Genomic DNA, 24,966 nt, shown 5'->3' with positions numbered 1-24,966 from the left:
ATATATCTCTGGCTAAAACGGTGATGGAAACCGTTGCAATACCTGCTTAATATCTTCCAGTACATCAGGGGTCAGTGGCTGCTTAAAAGCCGCAATATTTTCTGTCAATTGTTGCATATTGGTTGCGCCAATAATGGTTGAAGTTACACCATGTACTTGCTTACACCAAGCTAAAGCCAAATGGGCTGGCGAAATATGATGTTTTTTGGCAAGGTCGACGTAGGCTTGTACTGCGGCTGAAGTATTTACTGTATCTCTAAAAAGACCATTGCGTTGCATAAAGGTAAAGCGACTACCTGCTGGGCGTTGGCCATTGAGGTATTTACCGGTCAGTAACCCTGTTGCCAGTGGCGACCAAGGTAAATAGGCGATATCTTCATTGACACAATTTTCAATTAAATACGGCCAATCTTTTGTATGTAACAAACTAAATTCATTTTGTATTGATACTATACGCGGCAAGTTATGCTCAGCACTTAAACGTAAGTACTGGTTAATGCCCCAAGGTGTATCATCTGATAGTCCGCAATAACGAATTTTACCCGCTTTAACGCAACTATCTAAGCCTTGTAATATGTCTAACATTTCTTCATTTTGTTGTTCAACATTAACCTGTGGATAGTTAATGCCATTTGGCCAGTGCCGACCAAAGTGAGGAGACTGACGGTTAGGCCAGTGTAACTGGTAAAGATCGATATAATCGGTTTGTAAGCGTTTTAATGATGCTTCAACGGCGGCAATAACACTGGCACCTGATATATTACTGCCATCACGAATGTAGGAGAATCCGGGACCGGCAATTTTTGATGCTAACACAATGTTTTTACGACGTGATGGATTAGCACCAAGCCAATGACCAATTATTTCCTCAGTTTTGCCATAAGTTTCTGCACTAGGTGGTACAGCGTACATTTCAGCCGTATCAACAAAGTTGATACCTTGTGATTGCGCATAATCGAGTTGGGCATTAGCATCGCTTTGATTGTTTTGTAATCCCCAGGTCATACTGCCTAAACAAGCAGGTGACACCTCTAATGAGCTACTGCCTAATCGAACATATTTCATTTTGTTCACCTTTTATACTTTGTTTAAATATCGAATGCTAAATGTAAAATTTATAGTGCTGTGTCACGGTTAAAATTAAAAGTCATTTTATGGCACAAGCTCAAGGGGAAGTTGTTAATAAAGGCTTGTGCCTGTATGGCTATTTTCAATGGCTAATATTACCAATACTAGATTATCAATACTAGAGTAAATCATAGGTAGGAGGCTAGCATAAATAGTAGCAAAAAATTTCTGGCATACTCTTACTGGGTAATTAATGTGTTGATGTTTTGTTACCTAGTTAATTCAGACAAGCTTCGCTATTTAGCGCTTAAACTTAATCAGTTAATTTAACTGTTTTTTCAAACAGCACAAAGCGTTAGTGGCATTTTTATTAGCGCTTTATGGCAATAATAATGGCCAATATTCTCCTTGTACTATTGGTTGAAATTGATGGTTGAAATTGAAATTTAGCACTGATGTAGGCTGACATTAACTTAATCAATTGTTGAACAAAAAAAAGCCCCTTATTGCTGTTGGCAGTAAGGGGCTTTATAACCATGATTTTTACTTAAAAACTAACCCGCTTTTAAGTAGTCAGAATCAAAGTCATCGACATCAATGGTCGCTTTGCGCGAAATTTCTGTCGCGGTGAGTAATGCGGCTTCTTTTTCAGTGATAATATTCGCCGCTAAGCCTTTTGCAGCAACAAGATCAAGTTGATAAAATGGCAGGCGCTGACCAAGTTCACGACAAATTTTCTCAAAAATAGGTTCACAAGCAATGATATCTTCAAGCGTTTGTTCTAATTGCCCTAAAATATTGCCGGGTTCACGCGTAAGGTATTGACCTTTTCCTAAGCGTGTACGCGTTTCATTAGGGTACTGTAGTAAGGCCGCCACTTTATGATCGGTTATATCTGACGGTTTTTTCAACCAGCAGCCGAGCGGTAAAATGATCAGTCGCAATACTTTCGCCACTATCCGATTAGGGAAGTTGTTAATGAGTGCGTCAATCGCCTGTTGAATATTGTATAGACTGTCTTCTAAGGCCCATTGTACTAGGGGTAAGTCAGCGCTTTGGCGACCTTCATCGTTGTAACGTTTAAGGGTGGCAGACGCTAAGTATAAATAGCTTAAAATATCCCCCAGTCGTGCTGAAATACGCTCTTTACGTTTTAAATCTCCGCCTAACGTTAACATAGCAATGTCAGATAGCATGGCTAAGTTTGAGCTAAAACGGGTCATTAGTTGGTAATAACGTCTAGTTTCATCGTTAAAAGGTGCGCTAAGGGCATAACTGCCGGTAAAAGAAAACCACACACTGCGGCAAATATTACTAATCGCAAAGCCAATATGACCAAATAAGGCATGATCAAAATCATTCAGTGCTTGTGTTTTATCTTCATTATTTGCCGCCGATAATTCAGCCAACACATAAGGATGGCAGCGAATAGCACCTTGACCATAAATAATCATACTGCGAGTCAGTATATTTGCACCCTCAACAGTAATAGCAACAGGGGCACCTTGGTAGGCACGGGCAAGATAATTACTAGGGCCCATACAAATACCCTTGCCACCATGAATATCCATAGCATCAGCGACACATGTGCGCATTTTTTCGGTCAGGTGATATTTAACAATCGCAGAAACCACACTGGGTTTTTCGCCCATATCAATTGCGCCTGTCGACATAGTCGTTACTGCATCCATTAAGTAGGCATTACCACCTATGCGTGCTAATGGTTCTTCGACACCTTCCATTTTACCGATAGCTATTTTAAATTGGCGACGAATACGACTGTAAGCGCCCGTTGCTAATGCTAACGACTTGATACCGCCGGTACTATTTGAAGGCAAGGTAATGGCGCGGCCCACAGATAAACATTCAACCAGCATACGCCAGCCTTGTCCTGCCATTTCAGGACCGCCTATGATGAAACTTAATGGCACAAAAACGTCATTGCCTTGGGTTGGACCATTTTGAAACGGCACGTTGAGTGGAAAATGACGACGACCGGTAATAACACCTTCGATATCTGTTGGTATTAATGCACAGGTAATGCCTAAGTTTTCTTCTTCACCTAACAGGTGATCAGGGTCTTGTAATTTAAATGCTAAACCTAATACCGTCGCAACAGGGGCTAAGGTGATGTATCGCTTATCCCATGTTAAACGCATGCCAAGCACTTCTTTACCCTCGAACTCACCACGACAAACAATGCCGAAATCAGGAATCGCACCCGCATCAGAACCCGCTTCTGGGCTCGTTAAGGCAAAACAAGGAATTTCATCGCCTTTAACTAGTCGCGGTAAATAATAATCTTGTTGCTCTTGGGTGCCATAATGTTGCAATAATTCACCCGGACCGAGTGAATTAGGTACGCCAACGGTAGATGATAAAACGGTACTGACACTGGAAAGCTTTTGTAAGACACAAGATTGAGCATAGGCGCAAAATTCTAGACCACCGTATTGCTTTTTAATGATCATCGCGAAAAATTTATTATCTTTAAGATATTGCCATACTTCGGGTGTTAAATCGGCAAGTTCATGGGTTGTTTGCCAATCATCAGTCATGCGACAAACTTCTTCTACTGGACCATCTAAAAACGCTTGTTCTTCTGCGCTTAATCTTGGTTTAGGGTAGTTATGAAGTTTTTTCCAGTCGGGCGTGCCGCGAAATAGTTCCGCTTCGAACCAGGTAGTGCCGGCGTCAATAGCTTCTTGCTCAGTTTTTGACATTTCGGGCATAATGCCTCGAAAAATAGCGAGCAATGGACTAGAAATATACTGCTTTCGCACATCAGCAATATTTAATGGCAGGGCAATAATGACAAAAATTAGCCAACCGAAGAAAGCGATCACGTGGAAAAAAGTTCCGACGATCATCAGTAAGGTAAATGCTATGGTAAATGTTGAGAGTGAGGCGCGTGAATAAGCCATAAACCCGCATAATGCTATAGCAATGAGTATCCAAGTTAAGTAGTCCACATATTTCCCTTAATGTTGATATTTTGGCCAACGTTGGTAAAGTCAGGCCAAAGTTTATAGTCAGACCAGAGCTTAAGGTCAGACCAGCGTAATAGTTTAAGCTTAATTCGTCTGCTAGATAATTTCAAATTATTTATCATTACTAACGCCCTTTACTAGGATTATTTGCTGTAAAGAATTAAAACAGTATTAATTACTGCCTATAACAAAGTAAAATGGACAAATAAGCTCGATTAATTTGAGTTTACATAATAGATTATTTTTATTTTTTCTTAATTATACCTCAACGATTAACACGGTACTTTTTTGGTGTTAGTTTCATCAATTTTTGTTTTTATTGGTTTTATTTTATGTGTGAATTAATGGCCATGAGTGCCAATGTACCTACGGATATTTGTTTTAGTTTTAGTGGTTTAATGCAGCGAGGCGGTAATACTGGGCCACATAAAGATGGCTGGGGTATTACTTTTTATGAAGGCAAGGGGTGTCGCAGCTTTAAAGACCCGCTACCGAGTGCACATTCACCTATTGCTCAGTTGGTGACTGATTACCCGATCAAAAGTGAAACAGTGATCTGTCATATACGACAGGCAAACTCTGGCAATGTATCTTTGGTTAATACCCACCCATTTGTTCGCCCTATGTGGGGTAAAAATTGGACTTACGCGCACAATGGCCAATTAGCTGATTTTAAATCTACGTTAGCGACAAAGTATCATTTACCTATTGGAGAAACCGATAGCGAACAAGCTTTTTGTTGGATATTAGATCAACTGTTACAAGAGTTTGACGGTGATCAGCCTAATGCTGAAGTATTATTTCATTATATTATTGGGCTATGTAAGCAAATCAATAAGTTGGGTGTATTCAATTTATTGTTAACCGATGGTGATTTTTTATTGGTGTATTGTACCAATAATTTACATTGGCTAACTCGACGTGCGCCTTTTGGTAAAGCGAGTTTGATTGATGCAGAAATGGTGGTGAATTTTGATCAAGAAACTACCGAAAATGATATTGTTACTGTTATCGCGACTCAACCATTAACTGACGATGAAACATGGCAAAAAATGCAAGTAGGCGAAGGTTTACTATTTTGTAAAGGCCAGTTGATTTTTGAAAGTAAACAAGACTAATGAAAGCTTAAAAGTGGTTAAGCAAAGTGGCTTTTAACTGAGTCACTTTTAATTTAACCACCTTTAATTTAATAATTTTTAATTCAGTTACTTTTATACTTTTATTTAATCACTTTACGATAACTGATTGAAAATTATTAAAAGTTTACTGAGGTTTAATTATTTGCTTGAAGCGGTCGCTGCATCGCTGTTGGTTACTGACTTTAGTTGTACTTCAAATTGCTCAACATCCGCTTTAATTTGATAAAGTTTGACTAACAGATAATCTAACTCGGGTGCAAACCAAGCGTAGGTGATACGCTTTTTCTCAACAATTTCACGTTTAAGTCTAATGGTTTTTACCAAGCCATAAGGTAACATTAGCTCTTCTTCACCGTCGTATTGATAAACGTAATTTTTGATTGAACCTGACGTTTTAATCACAGGGTAAACAAAATGCTCTTGTTCGGGATTAGTGATCATATTGAGACGAAGCTGCAGATGGTAACTGAGCGAGTCTTGAATGTTCTCAGGGAAGTCTATACTTTTTGTTTGCTGTTTTTTCTCATCAATAGCGCTATTATTTGCTGTGTCATAACGCCATTTATAATATTTGTCAGAGCCAGTACCTTCACGTTTGTATTCATAACTTGTTGGCGTTACTTTATAGCCTTCAAGCTTAACAATAGAGGTTTCTGCACGACTATCTGAGAAAATTAACCATTCAATTTCTGTCTGATAACTGTATTTCGCTAAGCCATTATTTAAATAGCTTAACTTACGTGTGGCTTCACCAACAGCTTTGTTGTTTCGCAAAATAGTATATTGAGCGTTAAATGCAGGGATCACTACACTATTTTCTTTGTCTGCTGCCATGACGTTAAAGCTGAGACTAGACAAAAGCAAAGGAATATAAGGTAATGATTTCAACATGGTAAACTCTCTAAATTAAATACTATTCTTCGCTAGCATACCCCGAAATAGGTAAAATTACACCATCAAATAATGCATATTCTTCTGCCATAGTTACGCGCTTAGTACAACACCAATTAACCACCATAGGATAAATACGATGTTCTTGTTGATGTACACGCTGAGCAAGTTCATCGGCGTTGTCTTCTGGAAAAACAGGGACTTTTGCTTGTAAAATTACCGGACCACCATCAAGTTCTTCAGTTACAAAATGTACACTAACACCGTGTTCAATATCACCGGCGTCAATGGCGCGTTGATGGGTATGTAAACCTTGATATTTAGGTAATAGAGAAGGGTGGATATTGATCAAGCGACCTTGAAATTTTTGCACAAATTTAGCGGTTAAAATACGCATAAAACCGGCTAGCACAATTAAATCAGGCTGATAATTGTTAATTTCGGCGACCAAGGCACTATCGTAACTTTCTCGGCTATCAAAGTCTTTGTGTGAAAGCACAGAGGTTGCTATGTTAGCATCTTGTGCTCGCGTTAAACCATAGGCGTCAGCTTTGTTAGACACTACGGCGACGATTTCGCCACCATAGTTGTCTTGCTTACAAGCATCAATAATCGCTTGTAAGTTTGTACCGCCGCCGGAAATAAGTACTACAATTCGGCTTCGCATCAATGATTAACCTTTGTTGATAATAACTTGTTCTTGGCCTGCTTGAAGATCAGCAATTTCACCAATATGCCAAGCGTTTTCACCTTGCGCGTTAAGAATGTCGATGCTTTGTGCTAATTGCTCAGCAGGTACTACGAGGATCATACCAACGCCACAGTTAAATGTGCGATACATTTCATGTTCACTGATATTGCCATTTTCTTGCAACCAATTAAAGATGGCTGGCCATTGCCAGCTATTGCCGTCAACAATGGCTTGAGCGCTCTCTGGTAAAACACGTGGAATGTTTTCCCAAAAGCCGCCACCAGTAATATGTGACAAGGCGTGCACATCAACATGCTTAAGCAGTTCTAAAACTGATTTAACATAAATTTTTGTTGGCGCTAAAAGATGCTCAGCTAATGGTTTTCCATCAAGTAAGTCATCGGTGTTGGTGTTATTTACTTCTAATACTTTACGTACCAAAGAGAAACCATTTGAGTGAGCACCAGAAGAGCCAAGCGCAACAAGTTGATCACCTGCGGCTACTTTAGTGCCATCAATTAAACGTGACTTTTCAGCTACACCCACACAAAAACCAGCGATATCGTAGTCGCCTTTGTGGTACATGCCTGGCATTTCAGCGGTTTCACCACCGACTAATGCACAACCCGCTTGTACACAACCTTCTGCGATACCTTCCACAACGGCTGAAGCAACGTCAACATCAAGTTTTGCTGTAGCATAATAGTCAAGGAAGAATAGTGGCTCAGCACCTTGCACGATTAAATCGTTTACACACATAGCCACTAAGTCGATACCGACTGTGTCATGTTTTTTTAAATCTATTGCTAAACGCAATTTTGTACCAACGCCATCCGTTCCGGCAACAAGTACAGGCTCTTTATAACCAGTAGGAAGTTGACAGACAGAGCCAAAACCACCTAGCCCCCCCATAACTTCTGGACGAGTAGTGCGTTTTACGGCACCTTTAATATTTTCAACTAGGGCATTACCTGCATCTATATCAACGCCAGCATCTTTATAATTTAAAGACTGTTTTTCTTCGCTCACGGGGAAACCTCAATTATGTTGTTAGTTTGCTTGTATGATAAAGGCGCACATTCTATCAGCGCAAAGACGTGCTGAAAATCTTTAAAATAATTTATTTTTTATAAGTGATAAAAATCAGCAACATTATGATAAGATCTTCATTATGAAACACATGTTAATGCTAAATATGTTCAGAAATTATCTGATATTCTTATGCCTTGTATTACCGCTTAAAATTAGCGCTATCGAGGTCGAAAACTTGTACAGCGCAAAAGTGGCTGTAGCGTCACAATCAAATGGCGATCGTAATCAAGCACTTAAAAATGCCTTGCGGGCAATTTTAGTCAAGGTTGGCGGTAATGACATTGATCATCCGCTTATTACCCAGGCAATAAATAACTACAGCATGTATGTTACGCAATATCAATATATTCGCACTAATAACAAAGTATTGCTCAATGTTTCCTTTAACGAAGCCAAGATCAATCAATTGTTTAAAGCCAGTGACTTGCCGATTTGGGGGCAATTAAGACCACAAGTGATGGTCTGGTTGGTTGAGGAAGATGGCTTTAAACGTAAGATAATTTCTGCAACATCGAATTCGTTGTTACCCCGCGTTATTGATGATTTTTCCCAGTTGCGTGGTTTACCATTAGTTATGCCCATAATGGACTTAACTGACCTTAATGCTTTGACATTAACTGATGTTTGGGGCCGTTTTTCAAAACCAGTAGCACAAGCGTCTGCGCGTTATATGGCAGAAGCTGTGGTGGTGATTAGAGTCTCAAACTCAAGCTTAGTTGCCGCCCAAAATGATCTTTTAGATTGTCCTCAGTGCCAAGTCAATAGTTTAGCAGTAGACTGGAGTTTAATGACTGATCCGCAAAATGAGCACGTACAAATGTTTAGCGAACAATACTTAGGTAATAACGTTGATGAATTATTAAGTGCTGCTTTGTCTGATATTACCGATATTATTTATCAGCAATATGCCTTATCAACAACTAACAGTCACGAGTTTGAAATAGATGTTGCCAATATCGCCTCATTAGTAGACTTGATAGCTGTGTCAGATTTTCTTGCAGAATTGTCTGCTGTGCAATCAGTTCAATTGGTCAGTGCGAAAGGTACTAATCGGCGCTTTAAATTGTCGTTAATTGGCTCACAACAAGCTTTGCTTGCTTCATTAAAATTGAGTGAACAGCTCAATCGTTATGTTGACCCCCTCGCTGCGCCTGAGGGCACAGAACAAGTACCGGTATTTAATTGGGGTAAAAAGTGAAGAAAGTTTCGCAACTCACTCTGTCTGTGCAATTACCTGACGATGAAACTTTCGCGAGTTTTAAAAGTGAGAGCAACCAAATGGTGGTGCAACAGTTAACGCACTTTCTCGATCATATAGGTGATGAAAACAAACAAGTACACAGTTTATTTTTGTTTGGTTTAACCGATGTTGGTAAAAGTCACTTGTTACACGCCAGTTGTGCCTATGCCGACACATTAGGCATAACCTCGTTGTGTTTGTCGTTCTCTGAGCTTACTCAACTTTCGGTTGATGTACTTGACGGTTTAGAAAATATTGATTTAGTCTGTTTAGACGATATTCAATTGATCGCGGGTAATAATATCTGGCAACAAGGCGTATTTGATTTATATAACCGTATGGTTGAGCAAAACAAATGCCTGATTATTACCGGTGATCAAAGCGCTGCCCAGTTAAATATTACTTTGCCTGATTTGGTCTCTCGGCTAAGCTGGGGCTTAACGGAACAATTAAAACCCTTATCAGATAAAGAGAAGTCATTTGCCTTGCAATACCGTGCACAACAACGGGGTTTAACCATGAATGATGACGTGGCAAGGTTTTTAATTAATCGCTTATCACGCGATATGACCAGCTTAATTGCCGCATTAGAACAGCTTGATCAGGCATCAATCAGAGAGCAGCGTCGTATCACTATTCCCTTTATTAAAGATGTCTTATTTTAAATCATTGGTGATTTATTGAAATCGCAAGTAGTTGATGAGCCTATATTGTTCATGGATGCTATGCATCCAACCCAAGCGACGAAAGTAAGTTGCGGCTGAATAAAAAAAGGGCATGATAAAGCGATTGGAACCACCGTTAGTCGAACACGATTAAACCTTGTTGGCGCTATTGATTTAAATAATTTAGCGTCATCTCATCTCAAGTTATGGGTTATGAAAAAGTAAATAGTGAAACTATCTAACATTTTTCACTGAATTACGCGCACATAATGGCAGTGATAAACGCATTCACTTGATTTTAGATGACGCTGGCTATCACCGAGCACATGTTGTTAAAGATAAAGCGAATGAGTTTAATGTTGAACTTCATTATCTTTTGCTTTACAGCACCAATTTAAACCCAATAGAGTGGCTATGGAAAGTAATAAATGAGCATATCAGAAATAATAAATATTTTGCAACCGCAAATGAGTTCAGAGATAAAATTGATGAGTTTTTTAGTCAAACACCGCCTAAAATAAGTGATATTTTAGGCAGTAGAATTAATGATAATTTTCAGGTGCTAAATTCTGCATCTTGAAGTGTGATGGGTATATATGTCGATTTTTTACAGTAAAACCAATAACTAATTACCAGAAAAAAAACATCAATAATCACATCGATTTAAGATTGTCTCTTAAATCGATGTGATGCTAAGCCAATCGTTCCTAATACAAAAATAATAAGTGTTGAAGGTTCTGAGACATCAACAGAGAAAGCCTTTGAAAATACTTCCTATTTTGATACAGATTACATTACCCTAGTGGCATAATTTGGAAATTAAAAAACACCATCACGTGTGATGCTTGATAAACTTGCACTTAATGTATTAGTTTTTGTTTATCTTGCGTAACAATAACCCGATAAAACCCATAGCGAAAATGGCAAGTGTTGATGGTTCAGGGACAGCAGAGGCGGCTGTTGGTGGATCATGAGCCCAAATGCTCACGTGAGACATGTCATGTCTATCAAAAATGTTACTTGCATCCCATGTACCTCCAAAAGCATATGCCGTATCACCCAAGCTTATAGATAAACCATCGTCAATCAGATCGTAGAAATTGAAGTCATGAATAACCCATTCACCCCACTGATTAACGCCATTACTATTTGTATTTGGCCCCTTCATTACAAAAACCAAATGATCAAAAATGCTTGGTCTTCCTAATGCTAATGTTGCGAACTCTATAGCTAAAGGATCCACTGCTAATGACCAAGTTCCATTTAAATTGAAGGATATATCAAGCACTTCTTCGAGGTCGTAACCGTTTACAGGGTTGTATTCAAAAGCTTTACCTGCTTCCATACCCCCTAAACGAATCCAGCCAGGATCAGTTGCATCGCCGTTACCATTCAGATCTACCATCGAATCATTCGGGTTTGTCAGAAAAGTATCTCCGGGTAGAAAATACGAATCCCCGCGTTTTGCTTTACTTTCTTGCTCATTCAGTAATCCATCGTAAAGGGCACCTATATTGGGATTCGGTCCATTTCCCCAATCATTATCAGGCGAGGTGATATACCCCACACAAGAAGTGGCATCGATGGGTTTCGTCACCATATTTGACCCGGCAGGAGCGATTGCTGTGATATTGGTAATTTGAACTGATGATACGCTACAATTACCGTTACTAACAACCTCCATAAGGCCTGCATAACTTATCCCGTTAGCTATTAAAGCCAGAAATGCGGTGGGAAATATTATTTTTTTCATGATCTGTGCTCTAAGTGAATAATCGCTTTAGAATGTATGCATAATACTTACCACAAATATAATCTGGTTAATTATTAATCAGTTGAGGTTTGTTGAATTTAGCTTAAAGTTATATCTGTAAAAAAAGCTGACATAATGAAGATTAAAAGCTGTATTCCAAAGAGTCTAGGATTATAAACTACTTGTCCAACTTCATAGTCTTATGGATTTTATCCAAAAAATTCTTTTTAGGCTTCACTGTCCGCACTTATTAATTTGTATTTCGGACAATATTGCCTGAAGATCAACAGCCACCCTGTAATCTACTGTATTGGCATAATTTCTGGTGTGACATATTCCTCAATTCAAAAGTTTGGCTACAGGGGGGCTCTTTCTTATTATAGTAATGCCTGCGGTTCTGCCCTTGGCGAATGCGCGTCGTGATCCTTGAGGTGAGTCAGGGGTGAATGGGTCGCGGTTGTATTAATTTTTAGTTTTGCTTTAAAAATTCGCTATTTCAAAAGATGTCCTAACGACAAGTTGGTGCCATAAAGTGACCATAGATGTCACAATTTAATCAGTGAATACCGAAGCTTTGCGCAACGTTTGATAAAATGCTAAATGCATCAAGTATTTACCGTCTATGCTAGCTCAGCATTATAAAGTATCCTTAATACAAGTTTTATCCAAATATATGTTAGAATATTAACAATATTATTATTTTAAATCATTAGGCGTATTTCATGTCAAAACACTCAATTATCGATATTTGTGTTGAACCTATAGAACTTTGTAACTTACTCAAAATTGCCAATATGGTTGACGGTGGCGGCGAAGCTAAAACCATGATCAGTGAAGGTAATGTTTTAGTAAATAAAGAAGTTGTAGTTCAAAAGCGTAAAAAAATTCGCCGCGGAGATATTATCGAATGTAACGGTAAAATTATTGAGATTGCTTTTAATCCCAGCAAAAAATCAGCAGAGTTTATTAGTACAGTAGTTTTAGCTAATAAAAATTCAAAAAAGAAAAAAAGAGCTAAAAGTAAAGCACGGATTATTTCATCAGAAACTGCCACTAAGCCATCAATTAAAAGCTAAAAGGCCAAAATTTTAGGGCCTATTACCCTATAGAAAGTTCTGTAAAGTGGTAGAACTTATCACAAGCCCAATGTGAAATATGGTACGAACGACTTTTAGCTTTGCGCACCAAGAAATTAGACCAATAAAACTACGTGAACGACCACTTTGGTAGCAAAGTGGTCTTTTTTTTGTGATGAATACAGATGTAAATTAGGTCCTGAAAATGGCAAAAGTGACCATTTAAAGTCACTGTATTTGTTGATTCAGAATCTAAAATATTTTACATAGTCATTGAGAATTATTGACTTAATTCACTGATAGTGTAAAAGTATTCTCATTATTCGTTAATCTTTACAATTAATTATGCTCGAACCTAGCTAAGTTTACATTGGGCGATCCCGCTTTTTCTTAGCTTCAGCTACATTTAAGCCTAGTTATGTTGATGCTAGTTACGTTTAGGGATTGGCTTTTCATAAAACATTGGGCCGTTAGCATTGAATCTGTTAGCTTTTGAATTAGTTAACTGGAAACTATCAAGCACTATTTTATTAGCTTGATTTACCTCAGGACTAATCGCTAAATTTTCTGCCCATGTTTTCCCTGATACCATCGCTATTGGTGCGGCTAAATTGTTAATAATATTGGAGGCTGAAGTAAACTCAGGCAATATACGGCGAGTAACATAGTCAACTCTGGGTTTAATATTAACGTCTCCGATACGCCCACGTTGCCCCCAAGTCACTATGTATTGCTCTCCTGAATTTTGAGGTTGGCTAGTTACTGCAACATCTCTGTCAATATTGTAACGTGCTTTCATCATAAAACCATCGAACAACATGGCGTAGTCTTCGCGTTTACTAGTGTAATTGTAAAATTGCGGGGCATGTTCAGGGCTAAAAAAGCCAGTAACGTCACTTGGATTGTAATTTTTTTCGCCGCTGGTCGCCGTTTCACCATGATAACGTACCTGTGCTAAACGATACATTTGTGTACCATTGAGCGGCAGTGAAGTGCTCAACATATCAGATTGTATGCCGGTTGATTTTAATATTTTATCGGCGGCGTCTAGTACGCGATCATTTCGGTCTAAGTCTGCCCAAGTACTTTGTGAAAAAAAATCATTAGCGTGTGCGAGTTCGTGATACATCAATGACGCTAAATCAAAAACACCCTCGCTCGCGTCACGAGTTTCTCGCAAATTTTCTGGATAGTAAAAGCTTGCGTAGTTATTATTTTTAACATAGCGCCATGGCATAACAAAATTTAGCTCATTGCCGAATGAGGCACGAAAGTCGGGGGCTTGATTAATGGTATCTCTTTCATCGGGTGTTAACCAAAGGTTCTCAGGATCAAGATGAATAGCACCGGTCACTACCCAATAATATGAAGGGCGTATGTCATATGAAATAACAATGGCTGTGGTGGCACGAAGCAAGTTTTTAAAATCGTCTTGCTGATCTGAGTGTTGTAAAAACTCTTTAAACCTTTGCCCCATCCATTGATGAGAAACCACAACGCGGTCCATAATGTCGTCAATAGTCGGTGTGGTAGTATCTTGTGCTATTAGCGGTAATTCATCAAAGCGACAGCTAGTGCGAAAATCAATACTATTACTATAAACACAGTTAACTAAAACATCGGCATAAGGTGAGTTTGCATTAAAAGGAAATACGGTGGCTAATCGTGAATCGTAAGCCGTATTATCATCACTGCTAATAGTTGCTGCATTTTCAACTAATATGGCAATAGTATCTTGTTGCTCTGTTGCGCCATCTGAAGCACTAACCGTAAAGGTTAGCAAGCTGTCAGCGCTAACCGCAGGCGCCTTGAAAAAAACTGCACTCTGTCCCTCAGTTACGTCACTAAAAGTCACCGTTGGGCCAGAGATTTGTTGCCATACAATGCTGTTGTTTGTTAATGCGGCATTTTCAATGCTGGCTCTTAAAGAAACATCACTACCCTCCAATGCTGCATGACCTAGTCTTGCTGATATTTGGCTGCGTTCCTCTGAAGTAATAACGGTATGCGATAAGGTTTCACTTACGCCATTGCGGATAAAGCTGACTTGAAAACTATATTCGCCTGCCGCAGATGGTGTAAAGGCAATACCCTTGGAATGTTCGGCATGAAAAACAAGCTCACTGCCTGTAGTTTGTTGCCAACTAATATTGCTCAGCGTATCGTCAGGATAGTAAAGAAATAACTCAATCGGTTGTGCAGTTTTACTGGCGTTATCAAATGCTACTATGCCGGTTTGAGTAACAACAGGGATGAAATCATCACTAGGTTTACTCTCTTTGGCGTTAGAGCCACCACTACCACCACATCCTTGTACAATCAATACAACTAAAGTCAACGCAAGTGTGCTTACTTTGTTTGAAAAACCTCTTTGATTAATGCCAATATTATTCATCCGTGCCTCTGTTTAAATGCTGAGTTAAATTAAAAGACCTGTTTAGGGTGAATTAACTGTATAAAAAATGCTAATGGGTTGCAATGCTAATCTGCTGACCTATTTTTAAACAATTTTAGTTTTAGAGTAAAGAAAGGAATGTGTTTATAGCTTCGAGGGTTTTAAAGCCGTAGTACTAATTTACAGGAGGAGAACAAAAAATAGCACCCGTGTAGGTATGCCCTTGTTTAGTATTAATGAGTGATGGGGTGTTGATGAAAAATGCCTAGTTCTTAACTGTCTAGGCATTTATTTTTTCGGTATTAAGTTTCTTGGTATTAAGTTTCTCGGTATTAAGTTCGTAGTGGTGACTTACTGAATATGAGAGGCAGTGACACTATTCTTTCTTTTTACGAATGCTTAACCCCAGTTCTTGGCCACGGTATTTTGCATAATAACTACCACCAATAAACATAACGGCGGCAAAGAAGAATTCGCCCAAGGCCCATAATTTTTCATCAGCTGAAACCCATAATGTGGTTAAACTATGCAGAAAATAAATCATAACGATAAAGTTTGACCATGCGTATGTATAAGGGTTGCCTTGTACTAGGCCTTTTAATGGAAACAATAAAGGTAGGACAAACATGACTAACGTTAAAGGTACTGATAGCGCGGTGTCATCACTCATGATAATCAGCCAAAATGGCATGTAAAAAAGCAATGAGAAGTAGCCAAACAGAGTGATCTGCTTGAGTGTAGTCGTAGATAAACGTTTTTTATTGGTCATTTTTAATCATTAGCCTGCATTAGCGAAAGTACATTTTCTGGTGGACGACCAATAATAGCACGGGTGTTATCAGTAACAATAGGGCGCTCAATGAGTTTAGGTGTGTTAGCCATAGCCGCGATTAAAGTGGCATCATCAGCATAGGCCAAGTTTTGCTCTTTAAATTCAGCTTCTTTTGTTCGCATCATTTCCCGTGGTGATAGCTTAAGTAATAATAATAGCTGTTCAATTTTTGTAATACTAAGCGGGGTTTTTAAATATTCAACAATAGTGACATCATGTTTTTGTTCTTCAATAAGTGCTAATGTTTGTCGGCTTTTTGAGCAACGAGGGTTGTGATAAATCGTTAACATGTTTTTCTCTTAGATTGTTGTTAGACAAATTAAATTTAGTGGTATTTTAACTGATTTTTATAAGCGCTTAAGCTTTTCTTGTTGTTCTTGCAATTGTAATATGCGGCCCTTCATACGTTTTTGTAGTAATGGGTTCTCCTCAACAAAGTTGTAAGCGGTTTGTAACTCATCAACCGCTTTTGGATAAGCACCTAATAGGGCATAAACCTCGGCTTTAGTAGCGTGCATAAGCGCTTTTTTATCTTGTTTTCTATACACTTCTGATAATAAATCATTGGCAATAAAGTTTTTTGGGTTCAGCACTAAGAAATCTTGTAATAGCGTTTCTGCCTTACTGTATTGTTCAGCCTCATTTAAAACGTTCGCGTAGTTCAATGTCACTACTTGGTTGTTCGGCATTAAAAGATTTAACTCGCTAAGCATGGTAATAGCTTTGTCAAAAGCTTTTACGGCAATATAACCATCGGCTAGGGCATCAACATAAAATAGGTTTTTTTTGTCGTTGCGCAACAATGTTTCAAGTTGGCTAATAGCGCTTTGATAATTTTTATTTTCATATTGAGAAAGTGCAAGACCATATTGTGCTGCAGCCTCTATAGCATAGCGCTTTTTATCTAAACTTTGCTGAAAGTTAATAATATTATCTTTCGCGTTTCCTTCATATCTTGCCATAATGCGGGCTTTAGCTAACTCAAATTCTAAACTGGGAGCTAAGGGGCGTGGTGAGTAATTTTGCGCCCTTATTCTGGCGTCTGAAATTCTAGACTCAGGCAAAGGATGAGTTAACAACATGGCTGGCGGCTTCGAGGTGTAACGGTATTTTTCTGCCATAGTGGCAAAAAAATCAGGGGCACCTTGGGGATTAAAACCACTATTAGCGAGCAGCATAATGCCCACTCTATCGGCTTCTTGCTCGTTGCCGCGGGTATAATTTATTCCTGCTTGTTGTGACGCTGCCATTGTAGTACTCAGTGCAGCCATACCAACGGTAGGGTTTATCAAGGTAAGTAATACGCCTGAGATCATACCGGCCATGGTCAAAGGTTGTGATTTGTTTTGTGCTTCTAATCGTCTTGCCAAGTGTCGTTGGGTCACATGTGATATTTCGTGAGCAACCACTGAGGCGAGTTCACTTTCGGTGCTAGCGGTGGTTATCAGGCCACTATGAATGGCAATATGGCCACCAAAAAAAGCAAAGGCATTTAACTCTTGGTTACGTATAACAAAAAATTCAAAACTATAGTTTACGTCTTTGGCGTTTCGCACCATGCGGTTGCCTAAGTCATTAATATATTCTGTTAATACGGGGTCATTTAATATCGGTTGAGACGCCCGGATTTGACGCATCATTTCACCGCCAATTTGACGCTCTTTTTCGATAGATAATACACTGACACCTGCTGAGCCAATTTCGGGCAGTTTATTTTTATTAGTCTCACTCTTTGCGGCAAATGCACTGCTGGTAATTGATGAGATTAAGGCAAGTGAAATAATGAGTGGCTTTAATTTAAACAAATTTAATTTTCCATATTGTCAGGTTTATCAACACTATATTTATGCATTATGCTGAGATTGTGAATGCTTACGGTGAATTTCTTGACAAAACTCAGCGATTGTATAGCCTTCGATATCAGTAATATCAAACGATTGTTGTAGTAATAATATCAACTCTTTAACACGTTTGTTGGCATAACGAATAAGGGCATAATCTGCGACATCGCCCTTTTGAAAGGTGTAGACAATAAAAGGAATCAATGAGTTCAATCTAAACAACATTTGCATCGTTTCAGGTCTCCAGGTGACAAATGGGCAAAGCGTATTGTTAAATTGCGCTTGCAGCACACGTTCATTATTAATTATGGGGTAACAATGTAATTCATAATGTTGTTCATTCATGTGATGATAAAGCGAAATTTTTGGCTTACCTGTTGTGACTTTACCCATAATATCGTTTTGCTGATCTACCATATTGATATTCCAGTTACGTTTGTCTAGTAACTGTTTAAATGCATTATCAAAACCATGCGTTAACATGCCATCAATATCACTAATTGAATTTGTTGCTAACTGATAAATAGTCGGTATGTCACCCCAGTTTATCTTTTTTTTGTAGGTGTTGATTTCTTTAAGACTGGGATTATTAGAAAGCTCGCTCATTTAACCTCTTTAAATTATTAGAATACACTAAAAGAATTTACAAATGCCATTGTAATCAATTGTCGCAAATTAGATAATCAAACTAAAGCACTGTGCATATTTATATTTATGATTTACGAATACGATGCGACACAAGATAAATGCCCAGTACCCTTGGTAAATTTACGCTTGTTACTCAGAAAGTTAACACCGATTGATAGTTGTTTGATACGCATTTACGATAATGGTTCTAAAAAAGATATTCCTAAATTGTTGACAAAACAAGGGTTTTATTTCGAACAGCGTAATATTGATAAATATATTGTTGAATTAATAATAAGAATGGAAAAGTAAATATTATGGTTTCTCTGTTTAGCGATTGGTACAAAAGAAATTTCTCGGACCCGAGTGCGGTAACCTTAATGGTTATTTTAATTTGTACTTTTTTGTTTGTTTATTTTTTCAGTAGTTTATTAATGCCGGTATTTGTTGCTGTTGCCATAGCGTTTTTATTAGACTTACCAGTGAATAAACTCTCGCAGCTGGGATTATCTCGGGTACTGGCCGTGATTATTGTTGTGTCTGTTTTTGTTGGTTTAACCTTAATTGGCATATTGGGACTGATGCCGGTTATTTGGCAGCAAAGTAGCAATTTACTGCAAGAAGTGCCGCAAATGCTCGGGCAAGGACAAACTTATTTACTCGCATTACCAGCACAATACCCAGACTTGGTCAGTAATGAACAAATTGCCCATGTAATAACCTTAGTTAATGATAAGCTAATTGAATGGGGACAAATGGCGCTCAAAGCATCGCTTAATTCAATTTCTAATGTTGTCGCCTTGTTGATTTATCTTATTTTAGTGCCATTAATGGTGTTTTTCTTTCTGAAAGATAAAAACGTGCTCTTTACTAGCTTACGCCAATTTCTGCCAAAAGATCGTCGTATGGCAAAACAAGTAGGTATAGAAATGAATCAGCAAATCATGAATTATATTCGTGGTAAATTGATTGAAATTATTATTATTGGCACAGCATCAACCATAGCTTTTATTGCTTTAGGACTTAATTATCCGGTATTACTTGGGGTATTAGTGGGATTATCGGTACTTGTGCCTTATGTTGGCGCGACGATTGTTACATTGCCTGTTTTGCTCGTTGCTTTGTTCCAATTTGGTACCAGTGCTGAATTTGGTTATGTGATGATAGCGTACGGCATTATCCAAGCGCTTGATGGCAACTTGCTGGTGCCTTTGCTTTTTTCTGAAGCGGTAAACCTTCACCCAGTAACGATTATTATTGCCGTGATATTATTTGGTGGCTTATGGGGTTTCTGGGGCGTATTTTTCGCTATTCCATTAGCAACGCTTGTTAAAGCCGTGCTGAATGCTTGGTCAACAACGACTCAGCATGAGGTGATAAAAGCCAGTTAGCTCTTTATTCATTTATTAAAGCCTAGTTGTTTAGGCTTTAGTTTTTGACTTTGACTTTGACTTTAACGTAGCTTTTAGCTTAATGGAGTGGTTCAACATTTAATGATGCGTGTTGACCTTTCACATCAATTGTATATTTATTTTTCTCCTCACCTTTGAATATGAATGCCACCCTTTACTTTTTACTCGTTAGAGCGTTTTAAGGCGGGTGATTAATTGAGAACACTTTTGTTAAGCTCTTTAACTTATCGTAGTTGTAATATTTTGATTAATTTCAGTATAAATGCTTTTTTTACGTTAGTTGTAAGCTAATGCAGCGTGATTTTTTCTTATTGTAAATAAAATAACTTAGGTTAATTAACGCTAAGTTATTAAAATAAAATTTATAAGCCTGATGATTTTTATATTATAATAGAATAAGGGTCGATAAGGTGCGCTATAAATAACACCGTTATCTAATGAAAATAAATTGAGTAGCAATGTTTTGAATAACATAAATAGAAAGTCCACTTTACAACCTGGTGAAGTAGCACTGGTTGGCTCAGGCCCAGGTGACGCAGAATTATTAACTATTCGTGCCTTACGTTTTATTGAGCAGGCAGACGTTGCCATTTATGATCGTTTAGTCAGTGATGAAATTATGGCGCTTTTACCGCCAAATTGTGAACGTTTATATGTCGGTAAAGAACAAGCAAAGCATTGTGTGCCACAAGATAAAATTAATGAATTGTTGGTGACATATGCACAACAAGGTCGAAAAGTATTACGCTTAAAAGGTGGCGACCCGTTTATATTTGGTCGCGGTGGTGAAGAAGCTGAGTTTTTATTAAAAAATGGTATTAGCTGTCATCTTTGTCCGGGTATTACGGCGGCATCAGGTTGCACAACTTATGCGGGCATTCCTTTAACACACAGAGGTGTAGCGCAAGGCTGTACCTTTATTACCGGCCATACCCAAAATGACGGCCAACTTAATTTACCTTGGCAAAGCTTGAGTTGTAGTAGTCAAACCGTGGTGTTTTATATGGGCATTAACACCTTGCCTAGTATTACTGAGCAATTAATTAAGCATGGCCGTGACAAAAATACACCGGCAGCGCTGATACGCAAAGGCACTCAACCGGAACAACAAATTTTTCGTGGTAAATTATCTTCACTTGCTGATTTAGCGGCAGAGCATAAAGTTACACCGCCTACTTTAATCGTTATTGGCGATGTTGTTAACCAGTTAACCGATATCGCGTTAACAACACCAGGTTTTTTAGATGCAAAAAACTATCAGCAACAGTTACCCTTATCAGCAGAGCAAAGCTAAGTTGATATTTTGAGCATATTAACACTGATTAAAGACGGTAGATTAATGAGATAAGCCATGAAAGGGCAGTTAATTTATTGATATTAAAAAGGCTTAACAAGTTTGTTGTTAAGCCTTTTTTGCTATTTATTCGCTTGTTTGAGCCGCTAGAATTTAAAAATTATAGCTTGTTTAATAAATCAAGAACGACTTGATGATGATCTTTAGTTTTGAACTTGTTAAAAACATGGCTAATTTTTCCATCTAAGCCAATCAAAAAACTCAAACGGTGAATGCCATCATATTCACGGCCCATAAATTTCTTTAAACCCCACACACCAAAGGCATCAGCAACACTATGATCAGGGTCTGATAATAGGCTAAAGTTGAGTTCATCACGCAGACAAAATTTGGCCAGTTTTTTTGGTTCATCAGGACTAATACCAAACACTTGAGTATTTAATTTATCTAACTCGGCCTTATGGTCACGTAGACCTTGTGCTTGCACCGTGCAGCCCGGTGTCATCGCTTTAGGGTAAAAATAAACCAATACTTGTTTTTTACCAATATATTCTGCGAGTTTAATGTCTTGGTCATTTTCATCTTTTAAGGTGAAAAGTGGCGCGTTATCACCGGCAATTAATGTTTTCATTTAAGCCTCTACAATAAGTTTGATTGAATTTTTTTTATGCAACCCTGCACATCAAATTGTTCACACAACTGCAAGAAGTCGTTTTCAAGTTGTTCGATACTGGTTTCTTCCATCAGCGCGATTAATATGGCGGCACTCGTGTGATTATTTTTCTGATCAATTTCAGATTTTAATGACGATATATCGATATTACGCGTCGCAAAGAATGCCGTAACAGCCTTTAAAATACCGGGTTGATCGATACCTGCATAATCAACTTGGTAATGATGAACATAATCTTGCTCTCGATAACCTGAGGTTCTTTTCATCATAGTGATTAACTCAAGTTCATGGGCGACAGCCGGTAATTTACTTTCTAATTGATGAATAGCTTTGTTGCTACCGGTAAGCAGCATAATTAAGGTGAACTCTAGGCCAAATATTGCCATTCTACTGTCTAAGATATTACAGCCACACTCGCTGGCTAATTTGGTTAAGTCACTGACACTGCCTGTGCGATCTGGCCCCATTGCCGTTAATACTAAATATTCGCTCATCAATAAACCTAGCCATCATGCTAAAAACGCTATTGTAACGCATGTTAGGGGACTAAAGCTAACAGCATACTTAGTGTTTATTTTGCCCTTTGAAAAAACTAGATTTATTGACATAGGATAAGGATAGTTGTCCTAAAAGAATGCGAGCAATATAAAGAGAAAATGCTGTAATGATCAGGGTTAATTAGGCGTGTATAACTATTTTTTATATTGATTTTATATTGATTTTATTTTGCCAGTGCTCGTCCTGTTTTAATAAATTATGTGCTTAAAGCGCTGAGAGCAATATCCGATGAAATGATAATAGCTTTATCTAAAGTGTTAGGCTGAGTAGGGTAAAGTTGGTTGGCGATATAGCTGTTCCACTTTAAAGAAATTAGATTTTTCACGGTTAAAATAACAGGTGAAGCTAACTAATGTACATGCAGTCGAATTTACGATAATGTGAAAGAACCTACCCGCTTATGCAGGAGACATGGTTGCTTGGTACTTGGTATATTATGACCAAACTGAATTGATACTCTAACTGAATTTTTTAAATTTTGAAGAATAAATCATGGAGAATATATTATGAGTAAACCAGAACGTGCTTCAAATACCCCTTATGGCGTTGAAGTTGAGGCAGAAAAAAATTATTTTTGGTGTGCATGTGGCAAAAGTGACAAACAACCTTTTTGTGATGGTTCACATAAAGGCTCTGAATTTACACCGGTAAAATATACGGCAAAAGAATCGGGTAAAGTCTTTTTTTGTGGCTGTAAATTAACCGAAAATCAGCCTATGTGTGACGGTAGCCATAAGAGTAATTAATACTAACGATAGTCACACTTTGAATAGTTGGTTATTTGCGCTTTGCTTTGTAATCAACTTTTTTTATTTAAGGGCCTTTTATAATGATGAAGCATATAATCGAATATAGGGATCATTAATAGTTACTTAATATTTTTAATGTCGTTAACCGTAATAATGCCGTTAGCAAGATAACAAGTATAACGCAGACACTGTTACTCTTTTTAGATCAGAAGTGCAAACCAGTAACCATCAACATACGTCACTATTTTACTATTTTTTATGATAAATATGCGGCAATATCTTGTGTTTGTATTTTCAGGCAAGTACCATGGTGCGCTGCTCAATTTAGCGCTATTGCCATGAATTTGGCGGCTTTTAAATAAATCAGATGATTTTGGGGAACTTAGCCCGGATTCAGTAATCAAAACGACGTTATTGATGTATTGCTTGAACTTTACGATGTGAACTTCTTAGTTTGTCGTAAGGACTAAAAATAATACTTATACCAATGAGTATTAATAAAACTAAACAAGCAAAATTAAATTAGAAAGATTCAGATTTGTATCCTCGGGAGTGTTAATGAATCGCAAGATATTTTATTTTTCATTATTAAGTGTCGCTGTTGCTAGCTGCGGTACTGTAAATAATAAGCAAGCGGTAGGCGATTTTGAATACGCGCAACAAAAAGAAGCAACAGCGTTAAAAATACCTGCAGGATTAGATAAACCTAAACAAGTTGATACCTTTTTTGTTAGTGACGAAATAAACCATGAAGGTCCGGTTGGTGGTGATGTAGATGTACGTGCACCATCACTAGTTTTACCTATCGCGGCGTCAACACGCACAGAGAGCACTTCTGCTGCAGCAAAGGTATGGTTTGACCAAGTAATTGATGACGATGATCTAAAAGGTTTTATTTTAAAAGCCTTAAAAGGCCAGTTAACCACAGACAATGTTGAATTAAAACAAGTAGACGATGAAGGTTTAGTTTTTGAGTCAGATTGGTATAACAAAGAAGTAGAAACAGGCACTTGGCCTTTTAAATCAATAGCAATATCAGAAAGTATTCGTTACCGCTACACACTTGAAAGTAAATCTCATGGTCGAAGTGTCGCGTTAGTTGTTGAATTACTTGATTACCTGAAAACAGATGCAGCAGGTGGCAGTAAAGTTATCGATATTATTGATCAACAACGTGCTGAAATGAATATGCTTAATGAAGTTATAGCGCAAGTTGATTTTCAATATCGTTTAAAACAACAAGAAAATCGCTTATTACGTGCTAATCAAACCTTTGTTAGTTTAGGTGAGAATGCTTCTGGGGAACCGGCCTATATTGTAGAAATGGATATAGAGCTATTTTGGTCTAACTTACCTTTGTTTTTTGAAGATCATGGTTTTAGCATTACCGACCTTAATGAAACCACTAAAATTTATTATGTTGATTACGTAAAACCTGAATCTAGTTTGTGGGATAGCATTTGGGGAGACAGTATACAGGTTATAGATCTACCTAATGGTAAGTATCAATTTCAGCTAGAGAAAATGGCGGAAAAATCTGTTGTTACTTTATATGATGCCGATGGTACAGCGTTATCTGAGGCAACTTTAGAGAAAATATTTAAGGTAATGGAAGCGGGCTTGTCATTTAAAGACGTTTTTTAATAGTCGAATAATAGCAACTGCTGTTACTTATAGAACAATAAAAAAACTCCGTTAATCGGAGTTTTTTATTTTATGGGTAATATCATTAGTCTTACTAACGGTTGCCATTTTATGAGGCGACTTTTGCGTTCTTGGTACGGTTTCTTTTAAATCGTTTAACCCTTTCTTACGTAAAGGTGTTTTTGCACTTTTTTGAAAAGTACTTAAATTACCAATTAAAATAACGAATGCAATAATAACGATGGTTGGGGCAACCCAATCTTCATTTAATATACTGGTCATAAAATAACGCTCCGCTTAAATGTGTAAATAAAATGTCTACAATAGGCTCAATCA

23 protein-coding genes and 2 pseudogenes are annotated in these 24,966 nt (G+C 37.9%); 10 read left to right on the top strand and 15 right to left on the bottom strand.

The features are described from left to right. Positions 1–12: 12 nt before the first annotated feature. Positions 13–1,065: an aldo/keto reductase gene (locus tag H4J41_RS14430; protein WP_182136874.1), complete on the bottom strand. Its 1,053-nt coding sequence runs from the start codon at positions 1,063–1,065 to the stop codon at positions 13–15. A 557-nt stretch (positions 1,066–1,622) separates the two neighbouring features. Then, positions 1,623–4,040, bottom strand: a complete 2,418-nt coding sequence (gene fadE / locus H4J41_RS14425; protein WP_182136873.1) for an acyl-CoA dehydrogenase FadE — start codon at positions 4,038–4,040, stop codon at positions 1,623–1,625. A gap of 350 nt (positions 4,041–4,390) precedes the next feature. On the opposite strand from fadE, the gene H4J41_RS14420 reads away from it, so the two are divergent. After that, entirely contained in the window at positions 4,391–5,176 is a 786-nt protein-coding gene (locus H4J41_RS14420; protein WP_182136872.1) for a class II glutamine amidotransferase, read from the top strand. A gap of 159 nt (positions 5,177–5,335) precedes the next feature. Here H4J41_RS14420 and H4J41_RS14415 read toward each other — a convergent pair whose 3' ends face one another. From H4J41_RS14415 to purM, 3 genes are read right to left on the bottom strand one after another with little or no spacing between them, the layout of a single operon-like run. After that, positions 5,336–6,088, bottom strand: a complete 753-nt coding sequence (locus H4J41_RS14415) for a DUF3108 domain-containing protein (RefSeq protein ID WP_182136871.1) — start codon at positions 6,086–6,088, stop codon at positions 5,336–5,338. Positions 6,089–6,110: 22 nt separating this feature from the next. Further along, positions 6,111–6,758 carry a phosphoribosylglycinamide formyltransferase gene (gene purN / locus H4J41_RS14410; RefSeq protein WP_220460894.1) on the bottom strand — a complete coding sequence of 216 codons (648 nt, stop codon included), beginning with the start codon at positions 6,756–6,758 and terminating at the stop codon, positions 6,111–6,113. 3 nt (positions 6,759–6,761) lie between these two features. After that, positions 6,762–7,808 carry a phosphoribosylformylglycinamidine cyclo-ligase gene (purM, locus tag H4J41_RS14405; RefSeq protein WP_182136869.1) on the bottom strand — a complete coding sequence of 349 codons (1,047 nt, stop codon included), beginning with the start codon at positions 7,806–7,808 and terminating at the stop codon, positions 6,762–6,764. A 142-nt stretch (positions 7,809–7,950) separates the two neighbouring features. On the opposite strand from purM, the gene H4J41_RS14400 reads away from it, so the two are divergent. The 3 genes and pseudogenes from H4J41_RS14400 to H4J41_RS17850 form a co-directional block, all read left to right on the top strand. Then, a complete protein-coding gene (locus tag H4J41_RS14400; protein ID WP_182136868.1) occupies positions 7,951–9,069 on the top strand; it encodes a DUF2066 domain-containing protein in 1,119 nt (372 codons plus the stop codon). Continuing rightward, entirely contained in the window at positions 9,066–9,776 is a 711-nt protein-coding gene (gene hda / locus H4J41_RS14395; RefSeq protein ID WP_182136867.1) for a DnaA regulatory inactivator Hda, read from the top strand. The genes H4J41_RS14400 and hda overlap by 4 nt, the downstream gene beginning before the upstream one ends. 33 nt (positions 9,777–9,809) lie before the next feature. Beyond that, positions 9,810–10,356 (top strand): annotated as a pseudogene (locus tag H4J41_RS17850) (IS630 family transposase); the annotation flags it as partial. An 83-nt stretch (positions 10,357–10,439) separates the two neighbouring features. Here H4J41_RS17850 and H4J41_RS17845 read toward each other — a convergent pair. Then, positions 10,440–10,517: pseudogene (locus H4J41_RS17845) on the bottom strand (PEP-CTERM sorting domain-containing protein); the annotation flags it as partial. Between the two features lie 127 nt (positions 10,518–10,644). After that, positions 10,645–11,529, bottom strand: a complete 885-nt coding sequence (locus tag H4J41_RS14380; RefSeq protein ID WP_182136866.1) for a PEP-CTERM sorting domain-containing protein — start codon at positions 11,527–11,529, stop codon at positions 10,645–10,647. Positions 11,530–12,251: 722 nt separating this feature from the next. Here H4J41_RS14380 and H4J41_RS14375 point away from each other — a divergent pair. After that, the gene (locus tag H4J41_RS14375) at positions 12,252–12,605 is read left to right on the top strand and encodes an RNA-binding S4 domain-containing protein (protein WP_182136865.1); all 354 of its coding nucleotides are present in this window, start codon (positions 12,252–12,254) and stop codon (positions 12,603–12,605) included. A gap of 427 nt (positions 12,606–13,032) precedes the next feature. Here the strand turns inward: H4J41_RS14375 and H4J41_RS14370 are convergent, their stop codons facing one another. The 5 genes from H4J41_RS14370 to H4J41_RS14350 form a co-directional block, all read right to left on the bottom strand. Continuing rightward, a complete protein-coding gene (locus tag H4J41_RS14370; protein ID WP_182136864.1) occupies positions 13,033–15,000 on the bottom strand; it encodes a hypothetical protein in 1,968 nt (655 codons plus the stop codon). A gap of 376 nt (positions 15,001–15,376) precedes the next feature. Further along, positions 15,377–15,769: a DUF2069 domain-containing protein gene (locus H4J41_RS14365; protein ID WP_182136863.1), complete on the bottom strand. Its 393-nt coding sequence runs from the start codon at positions 15,767–15,769 to the stop codon at positions 15,377–15,379. 2 nt (positions 15,770–15,771) lie between these two features. Beyond that, positions 15,772–16,122 carry an arsenate reductase (glutaredoxin) gene (gene arsC, locus H4J41_RS14360; RefSeq protein WP_182136862.1) on the bottom strand — a complete coding sequence of 117 codons (351 nt, stop codon included), beginning with the start codon at positions 16,120–16,122 and terminating at the stop codon, positions 15,772–15,774. Positions 16,123–16,179: 57 nt separating this feature from the next. Then, positions 16,180–17,637: a M48 family metalloprotease gene (locus tag H4J41_RS14355; RefSeq protein ID WP_182136861.1), complete on the bottom strand. Its 1,458-nt coding sequence runs from the start codon at positions 17,635–17,637 to the stop codon at positions 16,180–16,182. Between the two features lie 39 nt (positions 17,638–17,676). Continuing rightward, complete coding sequence (locus H4J41_RS14350; RefSeq protein ID WP_182136860.1) at positions 17,677–18,279, bottom strand: hypothetical protein; 603 nt, start codon at positions 18,277–18,279, stop codon at positions 17,677–17,679. Between the two features lie 108 nt (positions 18,280–18,387). Between H4J41_RS14350 and H4J41_RS14345 the strand changes: the two genes are divergently transcribed. The 3 genes from H4J41_RS14345 (at position 18,388) to cobA (ending at position 21,006) form a co-directional block, all read left to right on the top strand. Continuing rightward, positions 18,388–18,612 carry a sulfurtransferase TusA family protein gene (locus tag H4J41_RS14345; RefSeq protein ID WP_182136859.1) on the top strand — a complete coding sequence of 75 codons (225 nt, stop codon included), beginning with the start codon at positions 18,388–18,390 and terminating at the stop codon, positions 18,610–18,612. 5 nt (positions 18,613–18,617) lie between these two features. Then, entirely contained in the window at positions 18,618–19,691 is a 1,074-nt protein-coding gene (locus tag H4J41_RS14340) for an AI-2E family transporter (RefSeq protein WP_182136858.1), read from the top strand. 484 nt (positions 19,692–20,175) lie between these two features. After that, positions 20,176–21,006: a uroporphyrinogen-III C-methyltransferase gene (cobA, locus tag H4J41_RS14335; protein ID WP_220460895.1), complete on the top strand. Its 831-nt coding sequence runs from the start codon at positions 20,176–20,178 to the stop codon at positions 21,004–21,006. Between the two features lie 160 nt (positions 21,007–21,166). Here cobA and bcp read toward each other — a convergent pair whose 3' ends face one another. Together bcp and H4J41_RS14325 are read right to left on the bottom strand one after the other, a co-directional pair. Then, positions 21,167–21,637, bottom strand: coding sequence for a thioredoxin-dependent thiol peroxidase (bcp, locus tag H4J41_RS14330; protein WP_182136857.1), 471 nt, complete (start codon positions 21,635–21,637; stop codon positions 21,167–21,169). Positions 21,638–21,645: 8 nt separating this feature from the next. After that, positions 21,646–22,173, bottom strand: a complete 528-nt coding sequence (locus tag H4J41_RS14325; protein ID WP_182136856.1) for a glycine cleavage system protein R — start codon at positions 22,171–22,173, stop codon at positions 21,646–21,648. 570 nt (positions 22,174–22,743) lie between these two features. On the opposite strand from H4J41_RS14325, the gene H4J41_RS14320 reads away from it, so the two are divergent. Both H4J41_RS14320 and bamC read left to right on the top strand, forming a co-directional pair. Then, positions 22,744–22,983: a CDGSH iron-sulfur domain-containing protein gene (locus H4J41_RS14320; RefSeq protein ID WP_182136855.1), complete on the top strand. Its 240-nt coding sequence runs from the start codon at positions 22,744–22,746 to the stop codon at positions 22,981–22,983. Positions 22,984–23,544: 561 nt separating this feature from the next. Next, positions 23,545–24,630 (top strand): outer membrane protein assembly factor BamC, encoded by a 1,086-nt coding sequence (bamC, locus tag H4J41_RS14315; protein WP_182136854.1) that lies wholly within the window; start codon positions 23,545–23,547, stop codon positions 24,628–24,630. Between the two features lie 51 nt (positions 24,631–24,681). On the opposite strand, the gene H4J41_RS14310 is transcribed toward bamC, so the two are convergent. Next, positions 24,682–24,912, bottom strand: coding sequence for a hypothetical protein (locus tag H4J41_RS14310; protein WP_182136853.1), 231 nt, complete (start codon positions 24,910–24,912; stop codon positions 24,682–24,684). Positions 24,913–24,966: the final 54 nt, after the last annotated feature.

Origin of the sequence: Colwellia sp. MB3u-45 (assembly GCF_014077005.1) — a bacterium.
Lineage (GTDB): Bacteria > Pseudomonadota > Gammaproteobacteria > Enterobacterales > Alteromonadaceae > Cognaticolwellia.
Note: the sequence above shows the minus strand (reverse complement) of the source record. Positions and strands in the feature narration are given on the sequence as shown.

Excerpts from the sequence above, each read along its gene's own strand:
- H4J41_RS14375 (WP_182136865.1), top strand. The coding sequence starts at position 12,252 with ATGTCAAAACACTCAATTATCGATATTTGTGTTGAACCTATAGAACTT.
- H4J41_RS14430 (WP_182136874.1), bottom strand. The coding sequence starts at position 1,065 with ATGAAATATGTTCGATTAGGCAGTAGCTCATTAGAGGTGTCACCTGCT.
- H4J41_RS14325 (WP_182136856.1), bottom strand. The coding sequence starts at position 22,173 with ATGAGCGAATATTTAGTATTAACGGCAATGGGGCCAGATCGCACAGGC.
- H4J41_RS14345 (WP_182136859.1), top strand. The coding sequence starts at position 18,388 with ATGATTTACGAATACGATGCGACACAAGATAAATGCCCAGTACCCTTG.
- H4J41_RS14415 (WP_182136871.1), bottom strand. The coding sequence starts at position 6,088 with ATGTTGAAATCATTACCTTATATTCCTTTGCTTTTGTCTAGTCTCAGC.
- bcp (WP_182136857.1), bottom strand. The coding sequence starts at position 21,637 with ATGAAAACATTAATTGCCGGTGATAACGCGCCACTTTTCACCTTAAAA.
- H4J41_RS14320 (WP_182136855.1), top strand. The coding sequence starts at position 22,744 with ATGAGTAAACCAGAACGTGCTTCAAATACCCCTTATGGCGTTGAAGTT.
- H4J41_RS14350 (WP_182136860.1), bottom strand. The coding sequence starts at position 18,279 with ATGAGCGAGCTTTCTAATAATCCCAGTCTTAAAGAAATCAACACCTAC.
- bamC (WP_182136854.1), top strand. The coding sequence starts at position 23,545 with ATGAATCGCAAGATATTTTATTTTTCATTATTAAGTGTCGCTGTTGCT.
- H4J41_RS14400 (WP_182136868.1), top strand. The coding sequence starts at position 7,951 with ATGAAACACATGTTAATGCTAAATATGTTCAGAAATTATCTGATATTC.
- H4J41_RS14340 (WP_182136858.1), top strand. The coding sequence starts at position 18,618 with ATGGTTTCTCTGTTTAGCGATTGGTACAAAAGAAATTTCTCGGACCCG.
- H4J41_RS14365 (WP_182136863.1), bottom strand. The coding sequence starts at position 15,769 with ATGACCAATAAAAAACGTTTATCTACGACTACACTCAAGCAGATCACT.
- H4J41_RS14380 (WP_182136866.1), bottom strand. The coding sequence starts at position 11,529 with ATGAAAAAAATAATATTTCCCACCGCATTTCTGGCTTTAATAGCTAAC.
- H4J41_RS14310 (WP_182136853.1), bottom strand. The coding sequence starts at position 24,912 with ATGACCAGTATATTAAATGAAGATTGGGTTGCCCCAACCATCGTTATT.
- H4J41_RS14420 (WP_182136872.1), top strand. The coding sequence starts at position 4,391 with ATGTGTGAATTAATGGCCATGAGTGCCAATGTACCTACGGATATTTGT.
- arsC (WP_182136862.1), bottom strand. The coding sequence starts at position 16,122 with ATGTTAACGATTTATCACAACCCTCGTTGCTCAAAAAGCCGACAAACA.
- H4J41_RS14370 (WP_182136864.1), bottom strand. The coding sequence starts at position 15,000 with ATGAATAATATTGGCATTAATCAAAGAGGTTTTTCAAACAAAGTAAGC.